This is a genomic window from Pararhizobium mangrovi (genome assembly GCF_006516965.1).
GTDB classification, from domain to species: Bacteria; Pseudomonadota; Alphaproteobacteria; order Rhizobiales; family Rhizobiaceae; genus Pararhizobium_B; species Pararhizobium_B mangrovi.
Genome location: NZ_VHLH01000001.1, coordinates 161,293 through 187,732 on the forward strand (window position 1 = coordinate 161,293; position 26,440 = coordinate 187,732).

The 26,440-nt window shown below is 66.2% G+C and carries 24 protein-coding genes; 18 read left to right on the forward strand and 6 right to left on the reverse strand.

What is annotated here, in order from left to right; all coding sequences use genetic code 11:
• The first annotated feature begins 3 nt into the window (after positions 1 to 3).
• Genes FJU11_RS00810 through FJU11_RS00825 form a run of 4 tightly spaced genes read left to right on the forward strand, consistent with a single transcriptional unit; the run spans position 4 to position 4,229 of the window.
• Positions 4 to 813 (forward strand): FTR1 family iron permease, encoded by an 810-nt coding sequence (locus tag FJU11_RS00810; RefSeq protein WP_141165101.1) that lies wholly within the window; start codon positions 4 to 6, stop codon positions 811 to 813.
• Positions 794 to 2,194, forward strand: a complete 1,401-nt coding sequence (locus FJU11_RS00815) for an FAD-dependent oxidoreductase (protein ID WP_141165102.1) — start codon at positions 794 to 796, stop codon at positions 2,192 to 2,194. The genes FJU11_RS00810 and FJU11_RS00815 overlap by 20 nt, the downstream gene beginning before the upstream one ends.
• Positions 2,191 to 2,790 carry a hypothetical protein gene (locus FJU11_RS00820; protein ID WP_141165103.1) on the forward strand — a complete coding sequence of 200 codons (600 nt, stop codon included), beginning with the start codon at positions 2,191 to 2,193 and terminating at the stop codon, positions 2,788 to 2,790. Before FJU11_RS00815 ends, FJU11_RS00820 begins: the two co-directional genes overlap by 4 nt.
• Positions 2,787 to 4,229, forward strand: a complete 1,443-nt coding sequence (locus tag FJU11_RS00825) for a hypothetical protein (protein WP_141165104.1) — start codon at positions 2,787 to 2,789, stop codon at positions 4,227 to 4,229. Before FJU11_RS00820 ends, FJU11_RS00825 begins: the two co-directional genes overlap by 4 nt.
• Positions 4,230 to 4,239: 10 nt before the next feature.
• On the opposite strand, the gene FJU11_RS00830 is transcribed toward FJU11_RS00825, so the two are convergent.
• Positions 4,240 to 5,556, reverse strand: a complete 1,317-nt coding sequence (locus FJU11_RS00830; protein WP_141165105.1) for an Nramp family divalent metal transporter — start codon at positions 5,554 to 5,556, stop codon at positions 4,240 to 4,242.
• A gap of 184 nt (positions 5,557 to 5,740) precedes the next feature.
• Positions 5,741 to 6,211 carry a manganese-binding transcriptional regulator MntR gene (gene mntR / locus FJU11_RS00835; RefSeq protein ID WP_141165106.1) on the reverse strand — a complete coding sequence of 157 codons (471 nt, stop codon included), beginning with the start codon at positions 6,209 to 6,211 and terminating at the stop codon, positions 5,741 to 5,743.
• A 291-nt stretch (positions 6,212 to 6,502) separates the two neighbouring features.
• Between mntR and FJU11_RS00840 the strand changes: the two genes are divergently transcribed.
• The 7 genes from FJU11_RS00840 (at position 6,503) to FJU11_RS00870 (ending at position 15,678) form a co-directional block, all read left to right on the forward strand.
• Positions 6,503 to 6,748, forward strand: coding sequence for an acyl carrier protein (locus FJU11_RS00840; protein ID WP_141165107.1), 246 nt, complete (start codon positions 6,503 to 6,505; stop codon positions 6,746 to 6,748).
• A gap of 24 nt (positions 6,749 to 6,772) precedes the next feature.
• On the forward strand, positions 6,773 to 7,960 hold the full coding sequence (locus FJU11_RS00845) for an acyl-CoA dehydrogenase family protein (protein WP_141165278.1): 1,188 nt from the start codon (positions 6,773 to 6,775) through the stop codon (positions 7,958 to 7,960).
• A gap of 2 nt (positions 7,961 to 7,962) precedes the next feature.
• The gene (locus FJU11_RS00850; protein ID WP_141165108.1) at positions 7,963 to 8,886 is read left to right on the forward strand and encodes an amino acid--[acyl-carrier-protein] ligase; all 924 of its coding nucleotides are present in this window, start codon (positions 7,963 to 7,965) and stop codon (positions 8,884 to 8,886) included.
• Between the two features lie 2 nt (positions 8,887 to 8,888).
• Complete coding sequence (locus FJU11_RS00855; RefSeq protein ID WP_141165109.1) at positions 8,889 to 9,884, forward strand: DUF1839 family protein; 996 nt, start codon at positions 8,889 to 8,891, stop codon at positions 9,882 to 9,884.
• Positions 9,885 to 9,887: 3 nt separating this feature from the next.
• Positions 9,888 to 12,407, forward strand: coding sequence for a glycosyl hydrolase 2 galactose-binding domain-containing protein (locus FJU11_RS00860; RefSeq protein ID WP_141165110.1), 2,520 nt, complete (start codon positions 9,888 to 9,890; stop codon positions 12,405 to 12,407).
• The gene (locus FJU11_RS00865) at positions 12,404 to 14,209 is read left to right on the forward strand and encodes an alpha/beta fold hydrolase (RefSeq protein ID WP_141165111.1); all 1,806 of its coding nucleotides are present in this window, start codon (positions 12,404 to 12,406) and stop codon (positions 14,207 to 14,209) included. The genes FJU11_RS00860 and FJU11_RS00865 overlap by 4 nt, the downstream gene beginning before the upstream one ends.
• Before the next feature lie 119 nt (positions 14,210 to 14,328).
• Positions 14,329 to 15,678 carry an ABC transporter substrate-binding protein gene (locus tag FJU11_RS00870; protein ID WP_141165112.1) on the forward strand — a complete coding sequence of 450 codons (1,350 nt, stop codon included), beginning with the start codon at positions 14,329 to 14,331 and terminating at the stop codon, positions 15,676 to 15,678.
• Positions 15,679 to 16,119: 441 nt separating this feature from the next.
• On the opposite strand, the gene FJU11_RS00875 is transcribed toward FJU11_RS00870, so the two are convergent.
• Genes FJU11_RS00875 through FJU11_RS00890 form a run of 4 tightly spaced genes read right to left on the reverse strand, consistent with a single transcriptional unit; the run spans position 16,120 to position 19,927 of the window.
• The gene (locus tag FJU11_RS00875; RefSeq protein WP_235890707.1) at positions 16,120 to 17,331 is read right to left on the reverse strand and encodes a branched-chain amino acid ABC transporter permease; all 1,212 of its coding nucleotides are present in this window, start codon (positions 17,329 to 17,331) and stop codon (positions 16,120 to 16,122) included.
• A gap of 5 nt (positions 17,332 to 17,336) precedes the next feature.
• Complete coding sequence (locus tag FJU11_RS00880; protein ID WP_181407988.1) at positions 17,337 to 18,416, reverse strand: branched-chain amino acid ABC transporter permease; 1,080 nt, start codon at positions 18,414 to 18,416, stop codon at positions 17,337 to 17,339.
• A gap of 43 nt (positions 18,417 to 18,459) precedes the next feature.
• Positions 18,460 to 19,173, reverse strand: coding sequence for an ABC transporter ATP-binding protein (locus FJU11_RS00885; RefSeq protein ID WP_141165114.1), 714 nt, complete (start codon positions 19,171 to 19,173; stop codon positions 18,460 to 18,462).
• Positions 19,151 to 19,927 carry an ABC transporter ATP-binding protein gene (locus FJU11_RS00890; RefSeq protein WP_216629286.1) on the reverse strand — a complete coding sequence of 259 codons (777 nt, stop codon included), beginning with the start codon at positions 19,925 to 19,927 and terminating at the stop codon, positions 19,151 to 19,153. Before FJU11_RS00890 ends, FJU11_RS00885 begins: the two co-directional genes overlap by 23 nt.
• 289 nt (positions 19,928 to 20,216) lie before the next feature.
• Between FJU11_RS00890 and FJU11_RS00895 the strand changes: the two genes are divergently transcribed.
• From FJU11_RS00895 to FJU11_RS00925, 7 genes are all read left to right on the forward strand, one after another.
• Positions 20,217 to 20,639 carry a Fur family transcriptional regulator gene (locus FJU11_RS00895; RefSeq protein ID WP_141165116.1) on the forward strand — a complete coding sequence of 141 codons (423 nt, stop codon included), beginning with the start codon at positions 20,217 to 20,219 and terminating at the stop codon, positions 20,637 to 20,639.
• A 55-nt stretch (positions 20,640 to 20,694) separates the two neighbouring features.
• On the forward strand, positions 20,695 to 21,768 hold the full coding sequence (locus FJU11_RS00900) for a dipeptidase (protein ID WP_141165117.1): 1,074 nt from the start codon (positions 20,695 to 20,697) through the stop codon (positions 21,766 to 21,768).
• Positions 21,769 to 21,878: 110 nt separating this feature from the next.
• The gene (locus FJU11_RS00905; protein ID WP_141165118.1) at positions 21,879 to 22,082 is read left to right on the forward strand and encodes a hypothetical protein; all 204 of its coding nucleotides are present in this window, start codon (positions 21,879 to 21,881) and stop codon (positions 22,080 to 22,082) included.
• 148 nt (positions 22,083 to 22,230) lie between these two features.
• Positions 22,231 to 23,067: a formate dehydrogenase accessory sulfurtransferase FdhD gene (fdhD, locus tag FJU11_RS00910; RefSeq protein ID WP_141165119.1), complete on the forward strand. Its 837-nt coding sequence runs from the start codon at positions 22,231 to 22,233 to the stop codon at positions 23,065 to 23,067.
• A 189-nt stretch (positions 23,068 to 23,256) separates the two neighbouring features.
• Entirely contained in the window at positions 23,257 to 23,754 is a 498-nt protein-coding gene (locus tag FJU11_RS00915; RefSeq protein WP_141165120.1) for an Lrp/AsnC family transcriptional regulator, read from the forward strand.
• 189 nt (positions 23,755 to 23,943) lie between these two features.
• Positions 23,944 to 24,723: a gamma-glutamyl-gamma-aminobutyrate hydrolase family protein gene (locus FJU11_RS00920; RefSeq protein WP_141165121.1), complete on the forward strand. Its 780-nt coding sequence runs from the start codon at positions 23,944 to 23,946 to the stop codon at positions 24,721 to 24,723.
• 192 nt (positions 24,724 to 24,915) lie between these two features.
• Positions 24,916 to 26,415: an NAD-dependent succinate-semialdehyde dehydrogenase gene (locus FJU11_RS00925; RefSeq protein ID WP_141165122.1), complete on the forward strand. Its 1,500-nt coding sequence runs from the start codon at positions 24,916 to 24,918 to the stop codon at positions 26,413 to 26,415.
• Positions 26,416 to 26,440: the final 25 nt, after the last annotated feature.

The window sequence follows — 26,440 nt, forward strand, 5'->3', positions numbered from 1 at the left end:
TCCATGCTGGTTACCTTTCTCGTCCTGTTCCGCGAAGGGCTCGAAGCCTTCCTTCTCGTCGGTATCCTGCTTACCTACCTGACCCGCCTCGGCGCGCGCGGTTACGCGAAATGGATCTATGTCGGGGTGGGCGCCGGGATCCTCGCTTCTCTCGTCGCCGCCTTCGTGTTCCAGGTGGTGATCGACCAGTTCCACAACGACGAGTACCGCGCCTATCTGACGGCCGGCATCATGATCGTGGCGACGGCGGTGCTCACCTATATGGCGGTCTGGATGCAGAAGCAGGCGCGCGCCCATACCGACGAGGCGAAACGCCAGCTCGAGCACTACGTCGCCGGCAATCAGGTCGTCGGCATCGCCGTGCTCGCCTTCGTCTCGGTCTGGCGCGAGGGCATCGAGACGGTGCTCTTCCTTTCCGCGCTTTCCTATGGCGGCCAGTCGCCTTCGCTTTTAGGCGGTCTCGTCGGCCTCGCCGCGGCGATCGCGGTCGTCTTCGTACTGATGAAGGGCGCGCGCCGCGTGCCGCTCGCCGCCTTCTTCCGCTGGACGAGCCTGCTCCTCATCGTCATCGCCGCGGGCCTTCTCGGTTCGGCGATCGCCGTCCTGCAAGGCGCGGGCATGCTTCCCGGTCCGACGGCACCGCTGTTCGACCTTTCCGGCGTGCTTTCCGACAATGGCGGGGTCGGCTCCTTCCTGCGCGGCCTCTTCGGCTACAACGCGACGCCGACGCCACCGCAATTCGCGCTCTGGGCGCTCTATCTCGTCGTGGCGCTCGCCTTCTGGAGGCGCGGCTATGCCCCGAAGCCGGCCTGAGCGCGTCGTCGTTATCGGCGCCGGCCCCGCGGGCCTCACCGCCGCGCTGACGCTCGCCGAGCGCGGCGTCGCGGTCACGGTTCTGGAGCGCGGTGCCGCGATCGGCGGCCTCGCCGGCACGACGACCTTCAAGGGCAGGGCAGGTACCTACCGGTTCGACTATGGCGGCCACCGCTTCATCACCCACAACGAAAGCCTGCTGAAGCTCGTCGAGGAGCTTCTGGGCGACGATCTGCTGACGGCGCAACGGCGCAGCGTCATCCGCCTCGGCGGACGGGTCTACGAGTACCCGCTGTCGCTCGCCAATCTCGTGAAGAACGCGCCCGCCGGCATGATGGCCGGCGTCGCGCGCGATCTCGGCGCGATGGCCATGAAACGGGAACGGCGAACGGGGGACAGCTTCGCGAACTGGATCGAGAGCCGCTTCGGGCGCACGCTCTATCGTACGTTCTTCGAAGGCTATACCCGCAAGCTCTGGGGCATCGAGCCCGACGACCTTTCCGCCGACTGGGCGGAACAGCGCATCAGCCTCGTGGACCTGCGCGAGGTCGCCCGCCTGCTTCTTCCCGGTGCCGGAAAGGGGCCGCGCACCTATGCGCGCAGCTATCGCTATCCGCGCCACGGCTTCGGCGTCATCTTCGAGCGGCTGGCAGCCCGGCTGGAACGCGCCGGCGCGAGCTTGCACGCCGGCGTCACAGTTACCGGTCTCGCCGCCCGCGACGGGCAAATCCACGCTGTGGAAACCGACGACGGTGCCTTCGCATGCGATGCCGTGATCTCCACCGTTCCGCTGCCCGCCATGGTTCGCCTGACCGGTGGGGAAAGCCGGCTTCGCTTCCGTGGCCTGCGCTTCTTCAACATGGCGATGGCGGTCGAGAACGTCTCACCGTTCACCTGGCAGTACCTTTCCGATCCGGACATGATCGCCACGCGCCTGCAGGAGCCGAAGCGCCGCTCGCCGGAAATGGCGCCGCCCGGCATGAGTTCGCTGATGCTCGAAATCCCCTGCGATCCCGGCGACGATCTCTGGACGATGACGGACGACGCGCTTTTCCCGCGCATCGCAGCCGATCTCGAACGCCTCGGCATCGATCCCGCTCTGGCGACGGGTGAAATGTTCTCGGTGCGCGCGCCGAACGCCTATCCGCTGATGGCGATCGGCTACGAGGCCGAACGCCAGCGCGCCTTCACGCATCTGGCGCGCTTCGAGAATCTCGTGCAATGCGGACGACAGGGGACGTTCCGGTACGTCTTCACCGACGCGGCGATGGAAATGGGCCAGATGGCCGGCGAGGCGCTGATTGCCGGCGACGACCGTCGCGCCGCGATCCACGACCATCGCAACGAACGCACCGTCATCGAAACGGAGAGCATCGCATGAAATTCCGGCTTTTCGGCGCACTTGCCGTATTCGCACTCTTCATCCTCGCCGCAGCCTCGCCCGCCGCGGCGTATTCCTATGCCGCCGCCGGCAAGGAACCGTTGATCGAAAATCGCGAGGCGCTGCTTTCCGGAATCGACAAGGGCGACTGGCAGTCGGTTCGCAAGGCCTATGCCGGCATGAAGAGCGACATCGCCTATCTCGATGCCAACGAGGACAAGGGCATCGCCGGTGCCTTCGACAAGGCACTCGCCGCACAGAAGGGCGACGTGCTGAAGAGCCTGCTGCGTCGTGCCTATGTGGACGAGATCGAACGCCGGCTCGACGGTGCGCGCGACCAGATCGACGACTACCAGAACGCGAAGGTGCTGGTGGTCAAGGCGCAGAAATTTTACGAGGCCATGGCCGGCGACCTCGAGCCGAAGCCGCGTGCAGCCGTCGAGGACGGTCTGAAACGCGCGCTCGACGCGATCGGCAATCCGGGGCTCTTCGGCGTCGGTGCCAAGGATCCGGACCCCAAGGCGTTGGCCGAGGCCCGCAAGGACGTGCTCGCCGCGCTGAAGCCGTCCGCGCCCGAAGCAGGCTCGAGCGGGTGAAGGCTGCCGTCCGGCCCTTCTCCATCGTCGTGCCCGGCCAAAACCTGGCAGGGCTGCTTTGGGCACCGGTCGTCCTTGCCTATGCCGGATACGCGATCTGGCTCTTCGCCCATCCCGCCGTCCTGCCGTCGGACGACGCGCTTTTCTTCTCGCGTGCGCTCACGCATTTCGAGATCCTCGATTTCGCGCCGCAATTTCCCGGCTATCCCGGCTTCGTCGCGCTCGGCCGTCTCTTTCTTCCGCTCGCGCACGGCGATCCGGTCACAGCACTCTATTGGCTGACCGTCGTGCTGGCACTAGCGCTGCCGCCGCTCGCCGCCCTTGTCGTCGCCCGCAAACGGCCGAACGGTGCCATTCCCGCATTTGTACTGATGCTCGCGATGCCGCTGCTGCCGGACCTGGCGCTCGGCATGCTTTCCGACGGCAGCGGCATCGCGTTTCTGCTCCTCGGTCTCGCGGTCTTGCCCCCGGCCGGGCAGGACTCACGGTTGGCGCCCGGAATTGCCGGCTTGGCCATCGGATGGGCGGGGTGTTGCCGTCCCTCCGACGCGGCCCTGCTCGCGGGCGCATTCCTGCCGCTCGTGATCCTGGTGCCCCGATGGCGGACCGGTCTGATCGTCGGCGCCGGTCTCGTCGTGGTCCCGACGCTCGCCGTCCTCTATGCGCTGGAAGGCCCGCTTTACCTGTGGGCCGGCACCCATTTCGTCGCCGGCCATACGACGGGCTGGGGCAACACGATGTTCTCCCGGACCGCCTCGCCGAACTGGTTCGCGACGATCGGGGCCGTCCCGGGTGCCTGGCTCATCGCCGCTGCCATCGCCTTCGCGCTCGTCCGGTGCTGCACCGCCTTCAAGGGCTGCTCGCCGCGCCTCGTCGCGATCGCCGGTGCGTTGACGGCGCATCTCGTGTGGACGCTGGTCATGCAGAACCCGCAGAGCCTGCGGCATCTCGCTCCGGTCGTCGCACTCGGCGGCCTGCTCGTCGTGCTCGCGCCGTGGGGCGGCCGCATGCGGGCGGCGGTGATTGTCGCCATGCTTGCCGGCGAAAGCATCGCGCTCGCCTCCACCCTCGACTTCGATCCGTCGGCCCCGCCGCCGATCGCCCGCGCGATCGCGGCGCTGCACGAGGAACCGGGCAGCCGGCCCGTCGCCGTCAATTCAGGTGTCGCACTTCTGCGCGAGACCCTTTCCGACCGTCGCGTCTACGACATGCAGTATCCGGCCCATGCCACGGCTGGCATGTCAGAGGAAAATGCCACGGCTGGCATGTCAGAGGAAAATGCCAAGGCTGGCATGTCCGAGGAAGATGCGGCCGCCGGCGGGGCTGGAAGAGGCGGCTATCGCCTGTCGACCACGCCGCCCACATCCGGGAAAGCAAGCGTTTTCAGGGGCCGGATGGCGGGCGAAGCGACGATGTACCTCTATCGCTTCCAGCCCTGAACGCTGCGCCTCATATGCCGCCGGCGAAGACCGTCTCGTAGAGCAGGAAGATGTTGAGCGTGACGATCACCAACGTGACGAGCCATGCGAGAAGGGTCGTGATGCGATGGTTGACGAGCGAACCCATCAGGCTGCGATCGCTGGTGAAGAGCACCAGCGGGACGAGCGCGAAGGGAATGCCGAAGGACAGCACGACCTGGCTCATGACGAGCGCTGTCGTCGCGTCCACGCCGACGCCGATGATGAGGAGCGCCGGCGCCATCGTCACGAGCCTGCGCAGGAAGATCGGGATACGGTACTGCACGAAGCCCTGCATGACGATCTGGCCGCTCATCGTGCCGACCGAAGAGGAGGAAAAGCCGCTCGCCAGCAGGCCGAGCCCGAAGAGGAACTGCGCCAGACCGCCGACGCGCTCGCCGAGCTGGTGCGAAGCGCCTTCGAGCGTGGAGACGACGATGTTGCCGTCGAAGAAGAGCCCCGCTGCCATAACGAGCATCGCGCCGTTGATGAGGCCCGCGATCAGCATGGCGACGAGGATGTCGATGAACTCGAAGCGGAAGATGGCGCGGCGTTCTTCGTTCGTCCGTCCGACGACGCGGCGCTGCGTCAGCGCGGAATGCAGGTAGATGACGTGCGGCATGACCGTCGCGCCGAGGATACCGGCGGCGAGCAGCAGGCTTGGGGCGCCGTCGAAACGCGGAACCAGCATGCCTTCGAGCAGAGCGCCGCCGTCCGGCTTGGCCATGTAGACCTGATAGGCGAAGGAGACGACGACGACGGCAAGCAGCACGCAGATGCCCGCTTCCAGAGAGCGGAAGCCGCGTCGTTGCAGTTCCAGGAGCGCGAAGGAGAAGACGCCGGTGATGAGCGCCGCCGGAAAGAGCGGAATGCCGAAAAGCAGGTAGAGGCCGAGCGCGCCGCCGATGAACTCGGCAAGGTCCGTCGCCACGGCGATGAGTTCGGCCTGCAGCCAGAGCCCGACGGTGACGGGCCGCGAGAAGCGCTGCCGGCAGACCTCCGGCAGATTGTACCCCGTCGCGATGCCGAGCTTTGCCGAAAGCGCCTGAACGAGGATCGCCATGATGTTCGAAAGCGCGACGACCCAAAGCAGCATGTAGCCGTAGCTCGAGCCGGCCTGGATGTTCGTGGCGAAGTTGCCGGGATCGATATAGGCGACGGAAGCGATGAACGCCGGTCCGAGAAAGGGCAGAAGCCCCTTCAGTCCGCGCTGATTGCCCGAAAGCGCCGCTTGCGCCGCGCGCACCGTCGCATTTTCTCCCGGAAGCGGATCCGTCGCTTCCGGTGCCCGCTCGATTACTTGGCCCATCGTGTCCGTTCGCTTGCGGCCTCGATCGAGGCCCTTCGTCATATCGTAAGATTGACGAATGTCATTAAAATAGCTTTGGCTATATTGGCGGCGGGACCGAAACTGTCAAGACGAACGGCGTGTCGAGGTGGCAAATGACGTACGGTGCGATTGACGCACCATGACGAACGCGACCGTTGCCGCACTATTCCCGCGAGGAATTGCCGGGTCGCACGATGAAGCGCTTGAACGCGGCAAGGGTCTCTTCGCTCACGTGATGCTCGATGCCTTCGGCGTCGGTGCGTGCCGTTTCCGGACTGACGCCGAGCGCGGCGAGGAACGTCTCGACGATATGGTGGCGTTCGCGCGTGCGCTTGGCGAGCGCGCGGCCTTCGTCGGTCAGGAAGATGCCGCGATACCGGCGGCGGACGATCAGCCCTTCGTCCGAAAGGCGGGTCAGCATCTTGGCGACGGTCGGCTGCGCGACGCCGAGGCGCTCCGCGATGTCGACCTGCCGTGCCTCGCCGCCCGTTTCGAGAAAGTCGGCGATCAGTTCGACGTAGTCCTCGATCAGCTCGCTGCGGCGTGCGTCCCGCGCCTTGCGGAAGCCCGCAGCGTGACTCTTGGCGTCCATCATCACCGGCGAGGCCGGTTTTCCGACAGTCGACCTCGTCATGGAGCCTCCCCCGCGAACGTCATTCGGCTACGGCGAAACATCTTAGCGCCGCGTCAAGACCTATAGTAACGGCTATATATGCTCAAGGCTGTTATCGAGCGGCTGGTGCAACCCGAAGTCTCACGTTGCGCGTTGTCCTTCGCGCCGTATCGATCCGGTGCGCCATGCTTCCGAATTCAGTAACGCTGCATTAGCCATCCGGCACGATCGCTCGGACCGTTAACGTTGCGTCCGGTTGCATGGGGTAAGTTGGCCTTGACATTCCTTCGGGGAAAACAAGGGGGCTTTTCCATGATCGAGCAAGTTCGTTCCGTTCTCTCGCAGACGGCCATGATCCCACCGCACATCGCCACGTTGCCGGAGGATGCCAACCTGCCGGAAGCCGGGCTGACCTCCTTCGCGTCCGTGCAGATGATGCTGGCGCTGGAGGAGCATTTCGACATCGAGTTTCCGGAAACGATGTTGAACCGGCGTACCTTCGCAACGCTCGGCAACGTGTCGACCGCCGTCGCCGAACTGACCCGCAAGGCGGCCTGAGCCATGAACGTGCTCGATCGGGCCATGCGCGCCGAACAGACGAACGATCCTGGCGATAGCCCGCGCGAGCGCATGCGCCGCGTCGCGGCGGTTGCCGCCGAATTCGCCGACGCGGTCGACCGCGAAGGTCGCTTTCCCGCCGAGACCGTGGCGGCACTCAAGCGCGAGCGCCTGCTCGGCGTCGCCGTTCCCGTCGCCCTCGGCGGGGAGGGGCTCGGCATCCGGGATGTGGCGGATCTCGTCGTCCAGCTCGGCCAGGCGTGCGGATCGAGCGCGATGATCTATGCGATGCATCAGATCAAGACATCGAGCCTCGTCATGCACGGCACCGACAGCGCGTGGCACCGCGCGTTCATGCAGCGCGCAGCCGACGAGCAGCTCCTGCTCGCTTCGGCGACGACGGAAGCCGGCATCGGCGGCAATCTTCGCCACAGCCTGTGCGCGGTCGAGACGAAGGACGGACGCTTCTCGCTGACGAAGGAAGCGACGGTCATCTCCTACGGCATGCATGCCGACGCGATCCTCGCCACCGCGCGCCGGGCGCCGGAGGCGGAAGGTTCCGATCAGGTCCTCGTCGTCATTCCGGCCGACGAAAACCGCAGCCTGGAGCGCACGTCCGTATGGGATACGCTCGGCATGCGCGGCACGTGTTCCGACGGCTTCCATCTGGTTGCCGAGGGCGACGCGGCGCAGATCCTGCCGAAGCCATTCTCGGAGATCGCCGCGCAATCGATGCTCGCCAGTTCGCATGTCTTCTGGGCATCGGCCTGGTTCGCGATCGCAGCCGACGCCTTCGCCCGCGCGCAGGCATTCGTGAAGCAGGCTGCCCGCAAGCAGCCGAACGCGATGCCGCCCGGTGCGCTTCGGCTTTCGGAGGCGGCCGCAAAGCTTCAGGAGATGAAGGGCCATCTCGGCGCGGCGATCGCGCGCTACGAAGCCGCGCTCGGCGACGAGGAAGCGCTTTCCACCATGGCGTTCGCCGCGGAGATCAATGCGCTGAAGGTCGCTTCCAGCGAAAAGGCCGCCGAAGTCGTGCGCCATGCCATGCTCGTCACCGGCATCCTCGGCTACAAGAACGGCACGCCGTTCAGCGTCGGCCGGCACCTTCGCGACGTCACTTCCGCGGCCGTCATGATCTCCAACGACCGCATACTCACGAACACGTCGACGATGCTCCTGATGAGCCGTTTCGACACGACCCTTGGGGACTGATGATGGACGCCAAGACATTCGACGCGAAATCGCTGCTCGACGACCTCTTCGACAATGGCGTGCTCTTCGATTCCGGCATCGACGGCCTCTACGGTCGTTCCGGCGACTTCGAGGAGGTGATCGAGCGCTTCGAGGCGATGGTGCTGCGCGAGGGCGAAAAGGACGGCGCCACGCGCATCCATTTCCCGCCCGGCATGAGCCGCCCCGCACTCGAAAAGAGCGGCTACATGAAGAGCTTCCCGCAGCTTGCCGGTTGCGTGCACTCGTTCATGGGCGGCGAGAGCGAGCATGCCGAGCTGCTCGGCAAGATGGCGACCGGCGACGACTGGACGGAGATGCAGGAATCGACCGGCATCGCGATGACGCCGGCGGCCTGCTACCCGCTCTATCCGACCGTCGCCGCGCGCGGTCCGGTGCCCGACGAGGGGCTTCTCTTCGCGCTTTCTTCGTACTGCTTCCGCCACGAGCCTTCGAAGGATCCCGCCCGCATGCAGCTCTTCCGCATGCGCGAATACGTGCGCATCGGCACCGCCGAGCAGGTAAGCGCCTTCCGCGAAAGCTGGCTGAAGCGCGGGCGCGCGATGATCGAGGCGCTGGACCTGCCGATGGAGGTCGATGCCGCCAACGATCCCTTCTTCGGCCGCGGCGGAAAGATGATGGCCGCCAGCCAGCGCGAGCAGGGGCTCAAGTTCGAGCTGCTGATCCCGGTCGCGAGCCTCAAAAAGCCGACGGCCTGCCTCAGCTTCAACTACCATCAGGACCATTTCGGAGAGACCTGGGGCCTGAAGTTCGCAGACGGCAGCACCTGCCATTCCGGTTGCGTCGGCTTCGGACTGGAACGCCTGGCGATTGCGCTCTTCCGCCATCACGGCATGGACGTGAAGCGCTGGCCGGCCAACGTGCGCGAAGCGCTCTGGAGCGCGTAGCCATGCGCCATGTCATCCCCGGCATCACGGCCGCGACATACGCGGCGCATCGCCTGCACGATCTCGAACGCGCGTGGCCGGAGACGAACTGCTATGTCGATCTCCTGATCGAGGTGCTGAGTGCCGCCGGACACGAACCGGCAGCCGCGCTCGGCTTTACGCTCGCGCAGGACTTCGAGGGCGACCAGTTCACGTTCTTCAAGTTCCCGACCGGCGACCTTGCCACGCTCTATGGGCTTGAGATCCAGGAACTCGCCATCTTCGACCGGCTGGAAGATCACATCGGCGTCCAGATCGATCGCGGCCGGCTGCCGCTCGTTGAGTTCGATGCGTTTCATCTGCCCGATACCGAGGGCGTGAGCTACCGCATCGCCCACACCAAGACGACCGTCGCGGTCAACGCGATCGATCCGGTGCGCCGCCGCATGGGCTATTTCCACAACGCCGGCTATTTCGAGCTCGAAGGCGAGGATTACGCAGCCCTTTTCGCCGACCGGGCGGCGCAAACGGGCCTGCCGCTCTTTCCCTATAGCGAGTTCGTGAAGTTCGACAGGACCGCCGCCGCGAGCGACCCGGTCGAAACGAGCCTCTCGCTCCTTCGCCACCATGCGGCGCGGAGGCCGGCGGAAAACCCGGTTGGCGCCTATCGTGCGGTCTTCGACGCGCACATGGCCGCACTTGCCGACCGCCCGCCGGACTATTTCCACGCCTACGCCTTCAACACGCTGCGCCAGCTCGGCGCGAATTTCGAACTGCTGCAGAGCCATCTCGCCTGGCTCGGCGAGAACGGCGTGACGGGTCTCGATACCGCCGGCGCGCAGGCGGGAACGATTGCCAACGGCGCGAAGACGATGCAGTTCAAGCTCGCCCGTGCGATGGCACGCCGTCGCTTCGATGGGCTCGGCGACACGCTCGATCCGCTCGTGACGGCTTACGACCGATTAACGGCCAGTCTCGATCTGGCGCTTTCCGACACGCGTTCTTCGCGGGCGGCCTGAACGGTGACGGTCGGCTTCCTGAACGAGCGCGGGACGCTGCTCGATACCGGCTGGGCGCTGGCCCTTTCGCCCGCCGACGAGTGGGAACGGCCCACGGCGATCGCTGCCGATGCCGAATGGCTCACGGCCGATTGCCCGGGTACCGCGGCGGGCACGCTGGAGATGCATGGCCGTTTCTCGCGCGAGGCGCCGGACCCGCTCCATGGCCGCGATGTCTGGTATCGCTGCCCGCTCACGCAAACCGGTCCGGTTCGCATCGTCTTCGAGGGGCTCGCGACGATCGCCGAAATCTTCCTGGACGATCGCCTTCTGAAGCGCTGCGAAACCATGTTCGCCCCGCATGAGGTCACTGCCACGCTCGAAGGCGGCGAGACGCTCTTCGTCGCGTTTCGCAGTCTCGACCGTCACCTCGAAGGCTTGCGCGGCCCCCGTGCGCGCTGGCGCCCGGCGATGATCGACGAGCAGAAGCTGAGGCTCGTGCGCACCACGCTGCTCGGCCACATGCCGGGCTGGTCGCCGAAATTCGACATCGTGGGCCCGTGGCGCCCGGTGCGCCTCGTATCGGCGGGCGAGGAGGCGACCATCCTCGATCATACGCTGCGCGCCGATCTCGAGGGAACGACCGGACGGCTCGCGGTCGTGCTCGATCTCGCCGATCCGGACCTTGCCGCCGCGCCTGCGAGCGTCACCTGCGCCGGTGTTACTGCCGACCTCGAACGCCAGGCGCCGACGCGCCTCGTCGCCGATGTCGCGATACCCGATGTCGCCGCATGGTGGCCGCATACCCATGGCGCACCGGTGCTGCATCCCGTCACCGTCCATCTCGACGGCGCAGAGCATGCGCTTGGCCGTGTCGGCTTCCGCCGCATCGTGTTGGACCGTGGCGCCGACGGGCGCGACTTCCGCCTCGTCGTCAACGGCGTTCCGGTCTTCTGTCGCGGCGCGGTGTGGACGCCGAGCGATCCCGTGAACCTGCCTCAGGGTCGCCCGGAAGCCGAAGAGGCACTTGCGGGCGTGATCGCAGCCAATTGCAACATGGTGCGCATCGGCGGCACGTTCGTCTATGAATCGGACGCGTTCCACGCCGTGTGCGACGAGCTCGGCATCCTCGTCTGGCAGGATCTGATGCTTGCGAACTTCGACTATCCGGCCAGGGACGAGGCGTGGTGCGCCGACCTTGCCGGCGAAGTCGAAGCGCTGCTGCGGCGCCTGTGCCGCTCGCCGTCGCTCGTCGTGCTGTGTGGTGGCAGCGAGATCGCGCAGCAGGCGACGATGATGGGGCTGCCCGCTTCGATGGATCCCGAACCCTGGTTCGACCGGATCGTGCGCCCGCTTGCCGACCGGCTCCGCCCGGACCTCGTCCTCGTCGCCTCTTCGCCGGCGGGCGGAAGCCTGCCTTTCGTCTCCGACTGCGGCCCCTCGCACTATTACGGCGTCGGCGCCTATGGCCGGCCGCTCGAGGACGCGCGGCGTGCAGACGTGCGCTTTGCCAGCGAATGCCTGGCTTTCGCGAACGTACCGGAGCGAACGACGCTCGAGCGCAATGCCGGCCTGCCGCCCGTGCACGATCCGCGCTGGAAGGCGGGCGTCCCGCGCGATGCCGGCGCATCCTGGGATTTCGAGGACGTGCGCGACCACTATCTCCTAATGCTTTTCGGCATGGACCCGGCACGCCTGCGTCGGGTCGATCCCGAGCGCTACCTGACGCTGTCGCGCGCCGTCACGGCTGAAATCGTCGAGCGCACGATCGACGAGTGGCGTCGCCCCGGCTCGAAGACGGGCGGAGCGCTCCTGTGGTTCTGGAAGGATCTCAAGGCCGGTGCCGGCTGGGGCGCGGTCGATTCCACCCGCCGGCCGAAATCGGTCTGGCACGCGCTGGCGCGCGCCTTCGCGCCGCTGCGCCTTGTCGTTTCGGACGAGGGCGTGAACGGCCTCGTGGTCCACCTTCTCAACGATGGTCCCCGGCATCTCCAGGGACGGGTCGTGCTCACCTGCCTGCGCGATGGGCGCACCCCGGTTGCCGAAGGCGGCAAGGACGTCTCGCTCGAACCCCATGCGACCATGTCGGTTCCCGCGTTCGAACTCTTCGGCGCCTTCTTCGATGCCGGCCACGCCTATCGTTTCGGTCCGGCGCAGCACGAGCTTTCGGTCGTCCGTTTCGAGGATTGCGCCGGTGCGGTGCTCGCCGAAGGCTTCCACGTGCTCGAAGGCGCACTGACGACCGAGGTGGAGACCGGCCTTCGCGTGAACGTCGTGCAGGACGGCGAAGGCTGGTTCCTCGAACTCTCGTGCACGCGCGCCGCCTATTCCGTGACGATCGAGGATCCGTATTTCCGCGCCAGCGAAAACGGCTTTCACTTGCTTCCCGGTTGCACGCGTTCCGTGCGCCTCGTTGCGGAGCGGGAAACGTCCGGTCGGCGTCCGTCGGGCAGCGTCGGCGCGCTCAACGCATTGCAGGAAGTCTTCTATATGGCAGACGAAGAGATGGCAGGCGGCGAAGCCGAGCGGGCGTGCGTGGCATGAGGCCGCTGGTCTTCGACAGGACGATCGGATGGCTGCACGAAGGCGATGCCCGCGAAGGCGTGGTGATCGCCGGCGCCCACGGTTTCGAGGATCTCTGCAGTCGCCGTTTTCTGACGCAGCTCGCCCGTTCGATCGCCGCGCGCGGCGTTCCCGTGCTTCAGTTCGACTATCCGGGTTGCGGCGACGCGGCCGGCGACCACACCCTGCAGGATGGAGTGGCACGCTGGTCGCAGAGCATCGACCGCGCGGTCGACGGCCTGCGGCGCGAAACCGGCGTCGACCGTGTGACCCTCGTCGGCTTCCGCCTCGGCGCGCTGCTGGCGCCCCTGACGGCCGTGCGCCGCGAAGACGTCGATCGCATGGTGCTTCTGGCACCGCCTGCGTCCGGCAAGGCGTATGTGCGCGAACTCGCCGGCCTCGCCGCGATGATCGACGGGCGAAACGCCGCCGCGACGGAAGAACCCGCTTTCGACGGGCTGGAAGCGGCCGGCTTTCGCATGTCCGCGCAGACGCTTGCCGACCTTCGCGACCTGCCGGGCCCGATGGCCTGCGAAAGCGTCGCCACCGACGTGCTTGCAGTGCCGCGCGATGTGACGCCGGCATTCGCACGGGCCGCGGAACGGTTCCAGGCGGCAGGCACCGCGCTGACGCTGACGCCGTTCGGCGGCTATGCGGCGTTGATGTGCGATCCGACCGCGAGCCTCGTTCCCGAAACGGTCATCGCGACGTGCACGGATTGGATCGCGCCGAGGGCGGGGAGCGAACGTTCGCATGCTCCCATGCGTGAACCGGCATGGCTCGCCCACGAGACGTGGCGCGAAAGGCCGATCCTGATCGAAGGGGAGGCGCGCATGTGCGGTGTCTTCTGTCGGCCGGCCGCCGAGCTGGCGAGCGACGAAGCCGTCCTGATCCTCAATTCGGGCGCCGTGCCGCACGTCGGCTGGGCACGTCAGAACGTCGACATGGCGAGGGCGCTGGCTGCCGCCGGCATCGCCTCGCTGCGCATCGATCTGCCGGGTCTCGGCCAGAGCGAGAAACCGGCCGTTCCCGGTGTCTTCCTCTACGATCGCCGCACGCGCCACGATGTCGTTCGCGCGGTGGACTGGCTCGCAGGCGAGGGCTTCTCACGAGCCGGCGTCATCGGCCTGTGCTCCGGGGCCTTTCAGGCTTTCCAGGCAGCCCGCATCGATCCGCGCATACGCCGCATCACCATGATCAATCCGTTGTGCTTTGCCTGGAACGCTTCCTACGCGCTCGATATGACCGTATGGAAGGCCTACGAGACCTCGAAGGCAGCGCGTCCCGCAGAACCGGCGGTTGCCGAAGCGGAGAGGCCGGCATCGCGCCTCCGGCACTGGCGGACCGTCACCGCCAAGGCTGCGCGGCGGACCGTGCGTCATGGTCTCGAGGGCGTCAAATCTACACTGCCGCGCTTCTCGCCGCTTCGCCTCGTTGCCGGAAGCCCCGTGGAGCGCTCAATGCGAGCGTTGAGCGAGCGCGGGGTCGAGGTGATGATCGTCGTCAGCAAGGGCGATCTGAGCGAGGGCGAGATCGAGCGGCATTTCGGTCCGGAAGGCCGCAGGCTCGCCGCCATGCCGGGCGTCACGATGCGAACCCTCTCTAGGGCCGATCATACGCTGACGCCGGTATCCGCCCGCCGAAACGTCACCCGCTGGCTGGTCGCCTTTTCGGGAGGCAGATCGGCATCCGGCGAAGGGGTCGCGAACCGGGCCGGGACACGCACTTCGGGCGAAACCTTCGCAGGCGACCGCGACGCGAAAATTGGTCGTGCCGCCGGCTGATCGCCGGATCGGTCGTAATCCGGCCGTCCTTGCCGCTTGACCATCCGCCGCTGCCCCATCATCGTATCGGGCGGCATCGGAAAGAGCCGGTGTTGCCAATTCACACCGAGGGGAATCTCATGGATAAAAATGGTGGCAAGATATTCACGAACCGCCGGACGGTGCTCAAGGGCGCGACGGCGGCCGGTGCGGCACTCTCCCTCAATGCGGTGCTGCCCCGTTTCGCATGGTCGGCCGACGGCCCGCCGGCGATCACCATCGGCCAGCTCGTTCCGTTCACCGGTTCCGGCGCCGAATACGGTGAATATTACCGCGACGCCGCCAAAATGGCGGTCGACCAGATCAACGAGGCCGCAAAGAAGGCTTTCGGCGGTCCGATCATCGCCAGCCTCATGACCGAGGATTCCGCAACGCTTCCCACGCCCGCCATCAGCGCGGCGCGCAAGATGGTCGAAGCCAACGGCGTTCCGGCCCTGATCGCAGCCTGGTCGAGCGGTGTGACCGTCGCCGTCGCGACGTCGGTGACGATCCCGGCCGGCGTGCTCCAGGTCGCCAACGGCGCCACGTCGCCGCTGATCTCGGTGCTGCCGGAGGATGCCGACACCGACCTTCTCTACCGCACGAGCCCCTCCGACGCGCTCCAGGGCGTCGTCGCCGCAGAGCTTGCCGCGGGCAAGATCATATCGGACTACAAATACTCGAAGGTCTCGACGATCTACATCAACAACCCCTACGGCCAGGGCCTTTCGAACGCGTTCGCGGATGCTTTCGAGAAGCGCGGCGGCAAGGTTCTGCAGCAGGTCGCGCACCCCGAAGAGGTTCAGCCGACCTACAAGTCGCAGATCCAGACCGCACTCGACGGCGATCCGGAACTCGTCGTTGCCGTGACCTATCCGGCGCACACCGCCGCGATCCTCAAGGAAGCGCGTGACATCTTCAACTTCACGAACTTCCAGTTCACCGATGCCAATCGGTCGGAAGAAGTCATGAAGGCCGTCGGCGGCGACGTCCTGAACGGCAAGATGGGCACGGTGCCGACGGCCGATCCGGAATCGAAGTCCTACAAGTCGTTCGCCGACGCCTACAAGAAGGCCTTCAGCCACGACCGCATCCCGCCCTTCACCGAGACGACCTACGACGCGGCCATCGTGATCGGCCTCGCAATGGCCAAGGCGGTTGCCGACGGCAAGAAGCAGGCGAGCGACATCACGGGCAAGGTTCTCGCGCAGAACATGCGGCCGGTCGCCAACGATCCCGGCGAGAAGATCGTCGCCGGCAGCCAGGATGCGATCACCAAGGGTATCCAGGCGATCGCCGACGGCAAGGACGTGGACTATGTCGGCGCCGGCGGCTCCGTGAACTTCGACGAGAACGGCGACGTGAAGACGCCGGTCGGCATCTGGAAGTTCACCAAGGACGGAACGGAAACCGTCAAGGTCGTTCCGGCCTCCGAGATCCCGTCTTCCTGATCCAGCGGTTTTCGAAGCCGAAAAAGAAAGCGGGCGTCGATCGGCGCCCGCTTTTTCGTTCCCGGTGGTCTGATGAGGCGATGCCCGTCGTAGGGAACACAACCTTGCTGTCACCTCGGCGCAGCCATGGGAGCGAGACCCGCCAGGAAGACGGCACTGTCTTGCTTTTCGTCATCCTCGGCTCGATCCGAGGATCCAACCCCGTCTCGAAACGATCGGCGTGCCGAAGGAAGCGCAGACCGAGCGTACGGCAGGCACCCGAGACATCGATCGTGTGGAAAAGTGGTTCGATCCTCGGGTCGAGCCCGAGGATGCCGTCGGCGCGTGAGGAGGACCCGGTTGCATGAAGAGGACGTCATGGCGCAGGGGGGCTTATCCGATCCCCTTCGCGGAGCCACCGTGTGTCTTCGCCGGAAACGAACGGCCGTAAGGCAACGCCGCTCACGCCTTCCTGCGTGTATTGCGGGCCAGGAAGTCCGAAACGAGTTTGCGTTCGCGGATCAGGCCCTGCGGACGGAAGAGCACGATCGCGGCGAGCAGGATCGCGACCAGCAGCCAGCGGAAATAGGCGCTGCGCGAGGGCAGGTCGGAGGAGATCGCCTGCATGGCGGGCGTCGCGAAATCGATCAGGAAGGCGGTACCCGTCCACACCGCCCACACGGCAAAGGCACCGAGGATCGCACCCTTGTTGTTGCCGCTGCCACCGAGCATCAGCATCACCCAGACGATGAAGGTCGCGAACAGCGGGTTGAAGTGGCTGTAGTCGATGCTGACCGTGTAGTGCGCATAGAGCGCGCCGGCCACACCCATGATGAACGAGCCGATCACGAAGGTCTGGATGCGAAAGCCGGTGACGTTCTTGCCGTTCATCGCCGCGGAATTCTCCTCGTCACGCACGGCGCGCTGGACGCGACCCCACGGCGAACGGGAGATGCGTTCGAGCAGCAGGTAGATCACGGCGAGGATGATCGAGACGATCGCGAAATAGAGAAAGATGTAGTTTCGCGGGCCGACGGGCGCGAGCCAGTCGACGATCGGCTGCGGCAGCCACGAGCAGGCGGGTTGCGCGAGCGCGCAGGAAAGCGGTTGCGGAATGCCGCGCAGCGGCTGGGGCCCGTTGGCGAGCCACCGCTCGTTTTGGAAGATCAGGCGAATGATCTCGGCGATACCGAGCGTCGAGATCGCCAGGAAGTCCGTGCGAAGCCGAAGCACGGGGATCGCGACGAGGAAGCCGATGATCGCCGCGACGATGCCGGCTGCAAGGACGCCGACGAGGAACGGCATTTCGAGCCCGAACGCCTGTTTGGAATAGGCGGCGAGCGCGCCGGAAGGCATCGATGTCGTGAAGAGGGCGCTCGTGAAGGCGCCGATGGCGAAGAATCCGGCGACGCCGAAGTTCACGTGGCCCGAAAGTCCCCACTGGCTGTTGAGCCCGAGACACAGCACCGCGTAGATCGCCGCCATCGTCGAGAACGAGACGAGATAGGTGAGCGTGCCGGTGGCAAGGCCGGCGACGAGCAGGAGGGAAACGACGAAGGCCGCGACCACGGCGAGCGGAACCCTGAAGATCGCGCGCACCGGAATGACCATCATTCCGAGCAGGAAGAGCGGAACGAAGATGAGGGAGGCCTTGGCCAGTTCGGCATCGGTCATGGCGCTTACTCCCCGGAGCGGCCGAAGAGGCCTTGCGGCAGCACGACGAGCACGAGAATCATGAGCACGAACGCGACGGCCGGGCCATAGGCCGGATTGATGAAGGAGGCGGAAAGCTGCTCGGCGATGCCGATGATGATCGAACCGACGAGCGCACCGACGGGACTGCCGAGACCGCCCATGATCGCCGAGGCGAAGATCGGCAGGAGCAGGAAGAAGCCCATCTCCGGGCGAAGCTGCGAGGCGAGGCCGTACATGACGCCGCCGGCGGCCGCCAGCGCACCGGCGATCAGCCATGTCCAGGCGATGACGCGCTCGGTGTTGATGCCGCGCACCTGCGCGAGATCGGGATTGTTCGCCGTCGCGCGCATCGCCTTGCCCATGCGGGTGCGCTCGAGAAGGACGTAGGTCGCCGCCACGAGCGCGATCGCCAGCGCAAAGACGAAGATCTGATCGGCCTGGATGCGGATGTCGAAAGGCAGGTGAAGCGCCGGATTCGCGCGCCCGGGATAGTAGAAGTAGAAGTCCGATCCCCAGATCAGGTAGACGACGCTGCGCAGGAAGAAGGTTGCCGCGAGCGAAGCCATCGCGAAGAGCACGAGCGAGGCGTCGCGTCCGCGCAGGCGGCGGAAGAGAATACGGTCGACGACGAGCGCGACGATCGCGACGACGGGCAGGGCGACGATCATCGCGACGATGAGTTCCCAACCGAAGGAAAACGGTCTGAGCGGCGCCCCTTGCGGCAGGAGCCCGGCGACGACATAGGCGGTGTAGGCTCCGATCGTCAGCAGTGCGCCATGCGCGAAGTTCGGGAACTTCAACACGCCGTAGACGAGGGTCACGCCCATCGCGCCGAGCGAGAGGATGCCGCCGAGCATCACGCCCCAGACCGTCAGCGACAGAAGTTCGCCGAACGACGATCCGCTGGCGTATCCGGCCACCCAGAAAAGGACGAGGATCACGACGAGGATGCCGGCGAAGACCGGCCGGCTGCGCAGCCTCGCCGCGATGTCGCGCCGCCGCTTGCCCGCCGCGGGAATGCCGGCCGGACCCGCTTCGGATGCCGTCGCTTCGTTCGCGCTCATGACCACTCCATTTCTCGACCTTCGATCGTCACGGATGCCGGCCTTACCCGCCAAGGTAGAGGCGCGCGACCTCGGGATCGTTGAGCAGGTCCTTGCCGGTCCCCTCGACACGGTTCTCGCCGCTTGCCAGCACATAGCCGCGATGGGCCATCTGCAGCGAAAGCTGCGCGTTCTGCTCGACCATCAGGATCGCCGGCCCGTCCTGGCGGTTGATTTCGGCGATGCGCTCGAAGATCACCTCGACCATCTTCGGCGAGAGCCCGGCCGAAGGCTCGTCCATCAGCACGAGCTTCGGGTCGAGCATCAGCGCGCTGCCCATCGCCACCATCTGCCGTTCGCCACCGGACATCTTGCCGGCGCGCTGGCGGCGGCGCTCCTTCAGCCGTGGAAAAAGCTCGAAGATGCGCTCCTTGCGCGCGCCGATGTCGCCGCCCTTCAGAAGAAAGGCGCCCATCTCGAGGTTTTCCTCCACCGTCAGGTCGGTGAAGACGTTCGCGACCTGCGGCACGTAGCACATGCCGACCTCGACGATGCGATAGGGCGAATGGTGCGAAATGTCGTGCTCGCCGAAACGGATCGAGCCCTTCTTGGGGTGGAGCAGGCCGAAGACCGTCTTCATCAGCGTCGACTTGCCGGCCCCGTTCGGGCCGATGATCGACACGATCTCGCCTTCGTGTACCTCCATCGAGACGTCGTGCAGGATCTCGCTGTCGCCGTAGCCGGCGGAGATGGTGTCAACCGTCAGCAGCGCCGGCATACTGCCCTCCGAGATAGGCTTCGAGCACGTGCGGGTCGTTCTGCACCTTTTCAGGCGGCCCTTCCATGAGCTTGTGCCCCTCGCTCATGACGATGACGGGGTCGCAAAGCCGCATGACGAGATCCATGTCGTGCTCGATGAGCAGGAAGGTGATGCCGCGTTCTTCGCGCAGCGTCTCGATGTTTTCCGAAAGCCGCTTCATCAGCGTGCGGTTGATGCCGGCACCCGGCTCGTCGAGAAGCACGATCTTCGGCTCGGTCATCAGGATGCGTGCGAGTTCGAGGAGCTTCTTCTGGCCGCCCGAAAGCTTGCCCGCATATTCGTCGGCGAGCCGGGTCAGGTCGACGAATTCGAGCACCTCCATCGCCTTCGCCCGGATCTCCTCTTCCTGCCGGCGCACCGCGCCCGAGCGGAACCAGCAGTTCCAGAACTGTTCGCCCGTCTGGTTCGAGGCGACGAGCATCAGGTTTTCGAGGACCGACATCGTCGGATGCTCGCGCGGCGTCTGGAAGGTGCGGCACAGCCCCTTGTCGAAGATCGCGTTCGGCTTCAGGCCGGTAATGTCGTCGCCGTCGAGGCGCACCGCTCCAGCATCGGGCTGGAAGAAGCCGGTGATGAGATTGAAGAGCGTGGTCTTGCCCGCGCCATTGGGGCCGATGAGGCCGGTGATGGTGCCTTTGCGCACGCTCAGGGTGCAGTCGTCGATGGCCCGCAGCCCGCCGAAACTCTTGGCGAGTCCGCGCACCTCGAGCAGTCCGGCCTCGGCGCCGGATGCCGTATCGTGCATGTCGTTCCCCGTCGGCAGTTCTTGATCGTCCGACCGCTTCGTTTGTCTGGCCGCAGAAGACATGAACTTCGCAGCCCCGTCAATCGCGGCCGCTTTTCCGTACACACCCTCGTCCGGCACGCCGCTTGCACCGGCATTCCGCCCGTGACTTCGTCCTTGGCGAAGAAAGCCTTGTGCCGCCGCCGCCGGCCCTTACCTTGTAGGGACGGGCCGCGAAGGGCGGCCTCCCGTGGATCGAAGACAGGAAAGTGCATCCGTGGCACCGCATTCCCATGCGCATACCGGCGCCGAGCGCGGCGATCTCACGCGCAATCAGGCGCTCGTGCTCGATACGCTGAGCGCATCCGAAGGCCCGCTCAGCGCCTACGCGATCCTTGATTCGCTGCGCGGCGAGGGCCTGAAGGCGCCGCTTCAGATCTACCGTGCGCTCGACAAGCTGATCGAGGCGGGCCTCGCCCACCGGCTGGAGAGCGTCAACGCCTTCGTCGCCTGCGCCCATCCGCACGAACATGGCAGCCGGCTGATCGCCTTCGCCATCTGCAAGACCTGCGGCAAGGTCAGCGAGTTCTCCGATGCCGGTGTCGAGGAGCGCCTCGAAGGCTGGGCTCGCGAACAGGCCTTCGCGCCCGAGCGCACCATCGTCGAAATCCGCGGAACCTGCGCGGCCTGCGCGCCCTAATCTCTTTCCTTCGGCCCGCACCGCCGCCCACCGTCCTTCCAACAGGAAACCATGCATGCCGGAATCCGATCTCCCTCCCGTCTTCGACGGCCATAACGACACGCTCCTGCAATTGCTCTTCGGCAAGTTCGACGATCCGGTGAGCGCCTTCCTCGAAGGTCGCGAGGGCGGGCATATGGACCTGCCGCGCATGCATGCCGGCGGTCTGGCGGGCGGCCTCTTCGCCGTCTTCGTGCCGCCGAGCGGACGCAAGACGCGTCGAAAGGGACCCAAACGCGAGGGTCTCGACTACGACATGCCGCTGCCCGAAGCGATCGAGCAGGCCGCAGCCCTGCCGGACGCGCTTTCCATGATCGCGCTTCTCGTGCGCATCGAGCGCGCATCGGCGGGCCGCTTTCGCATCTGCCGCAGCGTTGCCGACATCCGTGCGGCGATGGACGCCGGCGCCATCGCCGCGGTCCTTCATTTCGAAGGCGCGGAAGCCATCGATCCCGAGTTCCGTGCGCTCGACGTGTTCTACGCCGCCGGCCTTCGTTCGCTCGGCCTCGTGTGGAGCCGGCCGACGCTCTACGCGCACGGCGTGCCGTTCCGGTTTCCCGCCGGTCCCGATACCGGCGAGGGGCTGACGGAGAAGGGGCGCGAACTCGTGCGCGCCTGCAATGCGCGCGGCATCGCCGTCGATCTCTCCCACATCAACGAACGCGGCTTCTGGGACGTGGCGGAAATCAGCGACGCGCCGCTGATCGCCAGCCACTCGAATGCGCATGTGCTCTGTCCCCATCCGCGCAACCTTACCGACGAACAGCTCGCTGCCGTGCGTGACAGCGGCGGCATCGCCGGGCTGAACTTCGGCGCGTGCTTCCTGCGTTCCGACGGGAAGATGAACGCCGATACGCCGGTTTCGACGATGGTCGACCACATCGACCATATGATCGGCGTCATGGGCGAAGCGCATGTCGGCCTCGGCTCGGACTTCGACGGCGCCTCCATCCCGCGCGAGATCGGCGACTGTGCCGGTCTTCCCGCCCTGCAGCGCGCCATGCGCGAGCGCGGTCATTCCGAAGAGACGATCCGCCTCGTCAGCGGCGAGAACTGGCTGCGCGTGCTCGAACGGACATGGGGCGGATAGGCGTTGCCCATGGCGACTTGACGGCCGGTCGCAGTTTGGTCAAAGTCCTTAACCGGGTCAGTGGCGCCGTCGTCCTCGCCTGTTGCGGCGAAACGGCGCGGGAGGTCGTAATGAAGAGCCAGCCGAACGAACCGCCACGCCTTGCGGTCGTGGCACGCACCGCGTTTGTGCGATCGGCCGACGTGCCGCGTCGCGACCATGGCTTCTTCAATCATCGCAACGGTGTGCAGAAGGAAATCCCGGTTCGCTGCTGGGGCATGCCGCTTCCGTCGGTCGCCGCGGCCGAGGTCGCCATCCTTGCATCGAAGGCGTAAGGTCGCGCCGTCGGGGCTCGGAAGCGTCTGATCGCGGCGTTCCCGCTGTCGTTTGTCCGCGCCTTCGTCCGGCCAGGGATCGTGACCGTTCCAGAACCACGGTCGGCGGCAGCGCGAAACGATCGACCGGTGAAGGAAGGAACGTCGCATGCCGCTTCCCGAAGCCAGTCATGCGCTTTCCCGCGTGGTTTGGAACCCGGACGCGATCCGCCGCGGTACTCGGCGCGTGCCGGAGGAAACGCCGGTCGCCATGTCGTTCAACGGCTCGTCCTATGCGGTGCTGATGGCGACGCCTGCCGATCTCGAAGATTTCGCCATCGGCTTTGCGCTTACCGAGGGGATCGTTTCCAAGCCGGGCGAGATTGCCGAACTCGAGATCGTCGAGGTCGAGGACGGGATCGACTGCCGCATGGCGCTCGTAGCATCCGCCGACCGGGCCCTGCAGGCGCGAAGGCGGCGCATGGCCGGCCCCGTCGGCTGCGGCCTGTGCGGGATCGAGACCATCGCCGAAGCGAAGCGACCCGTTCCGCGTGTCGGAGCGGAAGGGTTTCGGCTTCCGGCCATATCGGTTCTGGACGCGATGCAGGGGCTCGCCGGGCATCAGCCGCTTCACGGCGAAACCCATGCGGTGCACGCGGCAGCGTTCCATACGGCCGAACGGGGCATCGTTCTCGCGCGCGAGGACGTCGGCCGTCATAACGCGCTGGACAAGCTCGTCGGCGCGATGGCGAGAAACGGCGAAGACGCCTCGGCCGGTGCGCTGGCGATCACCAGTCGCGTCTCGGTCGAGATGGTGCAGAAGGCCGCCGTCGCGGGCAGCCCCGTTCTGATCGCCGTCTCCGCGCCGACCGCACTCGCCGTGCGAACGGCGGTCGAGGCGGGCATCACCCTTCTGGCGCGCGCGCGCGGTTCGGCGTTCGAGGTCTTTACCGGCGCGCACCGGATCGAGGGTCTGGATACCGGCGACGCCCCATCCGAAGCCTGAGGTTTCACCGGAAGACGGCTTGAACGGCCGTGGCGATTTGCTACCGTCGCAGCATCCGGCGGTGGGCCGTGTGCAGCCAGGCACGCCGGACACGGGAACGCGTGACAAAAAGGCGAGCCCGCTCCGGCATTCGTTGAAATCATCCGCATGCGCATCGTCGCGCCGGCACGAGAGGGAAGACACCGGCCGATGACCGCGAAGGGACGTTTCCGCCTGGACGAACGCGATCTCGAGATCCTCTCGATCCTTCAGAAGGAGGGCCGCATCACCTCCGCCGCGCTCGCCGCACGGGTGAACCTTTCGCCGACGCCGACCTGGGAACGCGTGAAACGGCTTGAAAAGGCCGGTATCATCCAAGGGTACGGCGCACGTGTGGCACCGGATCTTTTCGGCCCCTCGACGGTGGTCTTCGTCGAGGCGCAACTCGACAGCCACCGGTCGGACGACGTCGAGCGTTTCGAGGACGTGATCCGGAATACGCCGGAAATCGTCGAGTGCTGGGGTGTGGGCGGCGGCATGGATTACCTCCTCAAGGTCGTCGCGCGGGACATCGACGCGTATCAGCGGCTCGTGGACCGGCTCCTCGTCGCCGATATCGGGCTGAGGCGTTACTACACGCACGTCGTCACGAAGCCGGTGAAGACCGGCACGAATATTCGGCAGCTTCCCGAAGCCGATCCCGAATGATGCCTGTCTGAATGATGATGGTCCTGAATGATCACGGCCATGAATAGTGCACTGCGGCAATAAGCCGGCTTGCGGCACTTGCGCGGCGTCCCTGCCGGACGCTATTCGTGATGGGGTGTATGCGGCATTCGCATCTTGCGCGCACGTGACGGGCCACGACGCTCCCGCAGCCCGAAAACGAGGGAATGGATGACCAAACCCATCATTGGCATCATCGGCAACGCCTTCAAGATCGAGAACCGGTTCTGGGCGCAGACGGTCGGCGAGCGCAACATGCGTGCCGTCGCCGAGGTCGCCGGGGCCTTGCCGCTGATGTTTCCGGGTGACCCCGACCTCGTGTCGGTCGAGGACCTCCTCGACAGCGTCGACGGGATCCTGCTGACCGGCGCGCGGGCCAACGTGCATCCCACGCGTTTCCATGCCGAGGTCGATTCGCGCTACGAGCCCTATGACGAGCAACGCGATGCGCTGGCCCTGCCGCTGGTGGAGGCGTGCGTAAGGCGCGGTGTGCCGCTCTTCGGCGTCTGCCGCGGCATGCAGGAGATGAACGTCGCCTTCGGCGGAACGCTTCACCCCGAAATCCGCGACGTGCCCGGGCGCATGAACCATCGCATGCCGCGCCTGGAAACCGGCGAGATCCATCCCGATCCCGACGTCGTCTTCGCCGACCGCCATGCCGTGCGGCTGACGCCCGACGGTGTCTTCGCCAATCTGTTCGGAAGCGACGAGATCCGCGTGAACTCGTTGCACGGCCAAGCTGCGCTGGAACTCGGCGGGCGCGTCATCGCCGAGGGCATTGCCGAAGACGATACGATCGAGGCGATCCGTATTGCCGACGCGCCGGGCTTCGCGCTCGGCGTCCAGTGGCACGCCGAATACGATCCACAGACGAACCCCCTCAATCGCGCGCTCTTCGAAGCGTTCGGCCAAGCCGTGCGTTCGCGCCGGGACCGCGCCTCCGTCGCCTGAATCGGCCTTCTCCGGACGAAGTTTATCGGCCGGGCCCGATCGTGACCCCTGAGCATGGCCGTCCGGCGAAGAGTCTTCTTCGCAATCGCGGAAAAACAGAAGAGCCGTCTCTCGGCACCGGCAATTCAGCAGGCTTTTCTTCGGTCGGCCGCCTAACATCTTCCCATCGAATGAAAAGCGGAGACTGATTCCATGGGCATCCAGGCTACGGATCTACGCAAGACCGTGCGTTCGGCCGATCTCGGCGGGCTCGCCGATCCGCGGCTCCTGCGCGAGTTCGCCTATATCGACGGCGAATGGCGCGCACACGAGGATGGCCACACCTTCGACGTCGCTGATCCGGCCGCGCGCACATGGCTCGCGAGCGTCCCGGCGCTCGGCGAGCAGGACGCCACGCGTGCCGTCGACGCGGCCGCGCGCGCTTTCCCCGACTGGTCCGGCCTGATCGCGCTGAAGCGCGCGGCGGTCCTTCGTCAGTGGCACGCGCTGGTGATCGAGGCGATGGAAGACCTCGCACTCATCATGTCGCTGGAGCAGGGCAAGCCGATCTCCGAGGCGCGCGGCGAGATCGCCTATGCGGCGGACTTCATCGACTACTACGCGCAGGAGGCCAAGCGGCTTTCCGTCGAAAGCATCACGCCGGCTCTCGAAAACGCGGAGTTCGAGGTCACCCGCGAGCCCGTGGGCGTTGCCGCTCTCGTCACGCCGTGGAACTTCCCTTCCGCCATGCTGACCCGCAAGGCCGCAGCGGCACTTGCCGCCGGTTGCACGGTCGTTTGCCATCCGGCGAGCGAAACGCCGCTTTCCGCGCTGGCACTCGCCGAACTCGCCGATCGTGCGGGCTTCCCGGCCGGCGTCTTCAACGTCGTCACCGGTGCGCCGGAGCCGATCGTCTCGGCCTGGTCGGCCGACATGCGGGTGCGCGCACTCTCGTTCACCGGCAGCACCGGCGTCGGTCAGAAGCTCTATCGCGACTGTGCGGACACGATGAAGCGTCTCGTCATGGAACTCGGCGGCCATGCGCCGTTCCTGGTCTTCGGCGATGCCGACGTCGACAAGGCGGTCGAGGCTGCCATGATCGCCAAGTTCGCGACCTCCGGACAGGATTGCCTGGCGGCAAACCGTATCCTGGTCGAAGCGCCGCTCTACGACGAATTCTGCGAAAAATTCGCACGGCGTACGGCCGAACTCACCGTCGGCCGTGGCCTCACCGATCCGGATATCGGCCCGATGATGCACGAGCGCGCCGTCGAAAAGCTCGTCGCACAGGTGGAGGACGCCGTCGGACGCGGTGCGAAGGTCCTCGTCGGCGGCCATCGCCACGCGGAAGGCCCGCTCTTCTTCGAGCCGACGGTGCTTGCCGGTGTCGACGTGCAATCGCTGATCTTCCACGAAGAGACCTTCGGGCCGGTCGCGGCCATCGCCTCCTTCGACGACGAGGAGGAGGCCGTCCGCCGCGCCAACGACACCGATTACGGCCTCGTCGCCTATCTGCATACGCAGGACGCCGCGCGCATTGCCCGCATCTCGCGCGCGTTGCAATACGGCATGGTTGCCGTTAACCGGACCAAGATCACCGGCGCGCCGATCCCCTTCGGCGGCGTCAAGCTCTCCGGGCTCGGTCGGGAAGGATCCCGCCACGGCATGGAGGCCTTCACCGACATCAAGTATGTCTGCCGCGACATCGGCTGAGACGGTTGCCGACAAACGCACGCTC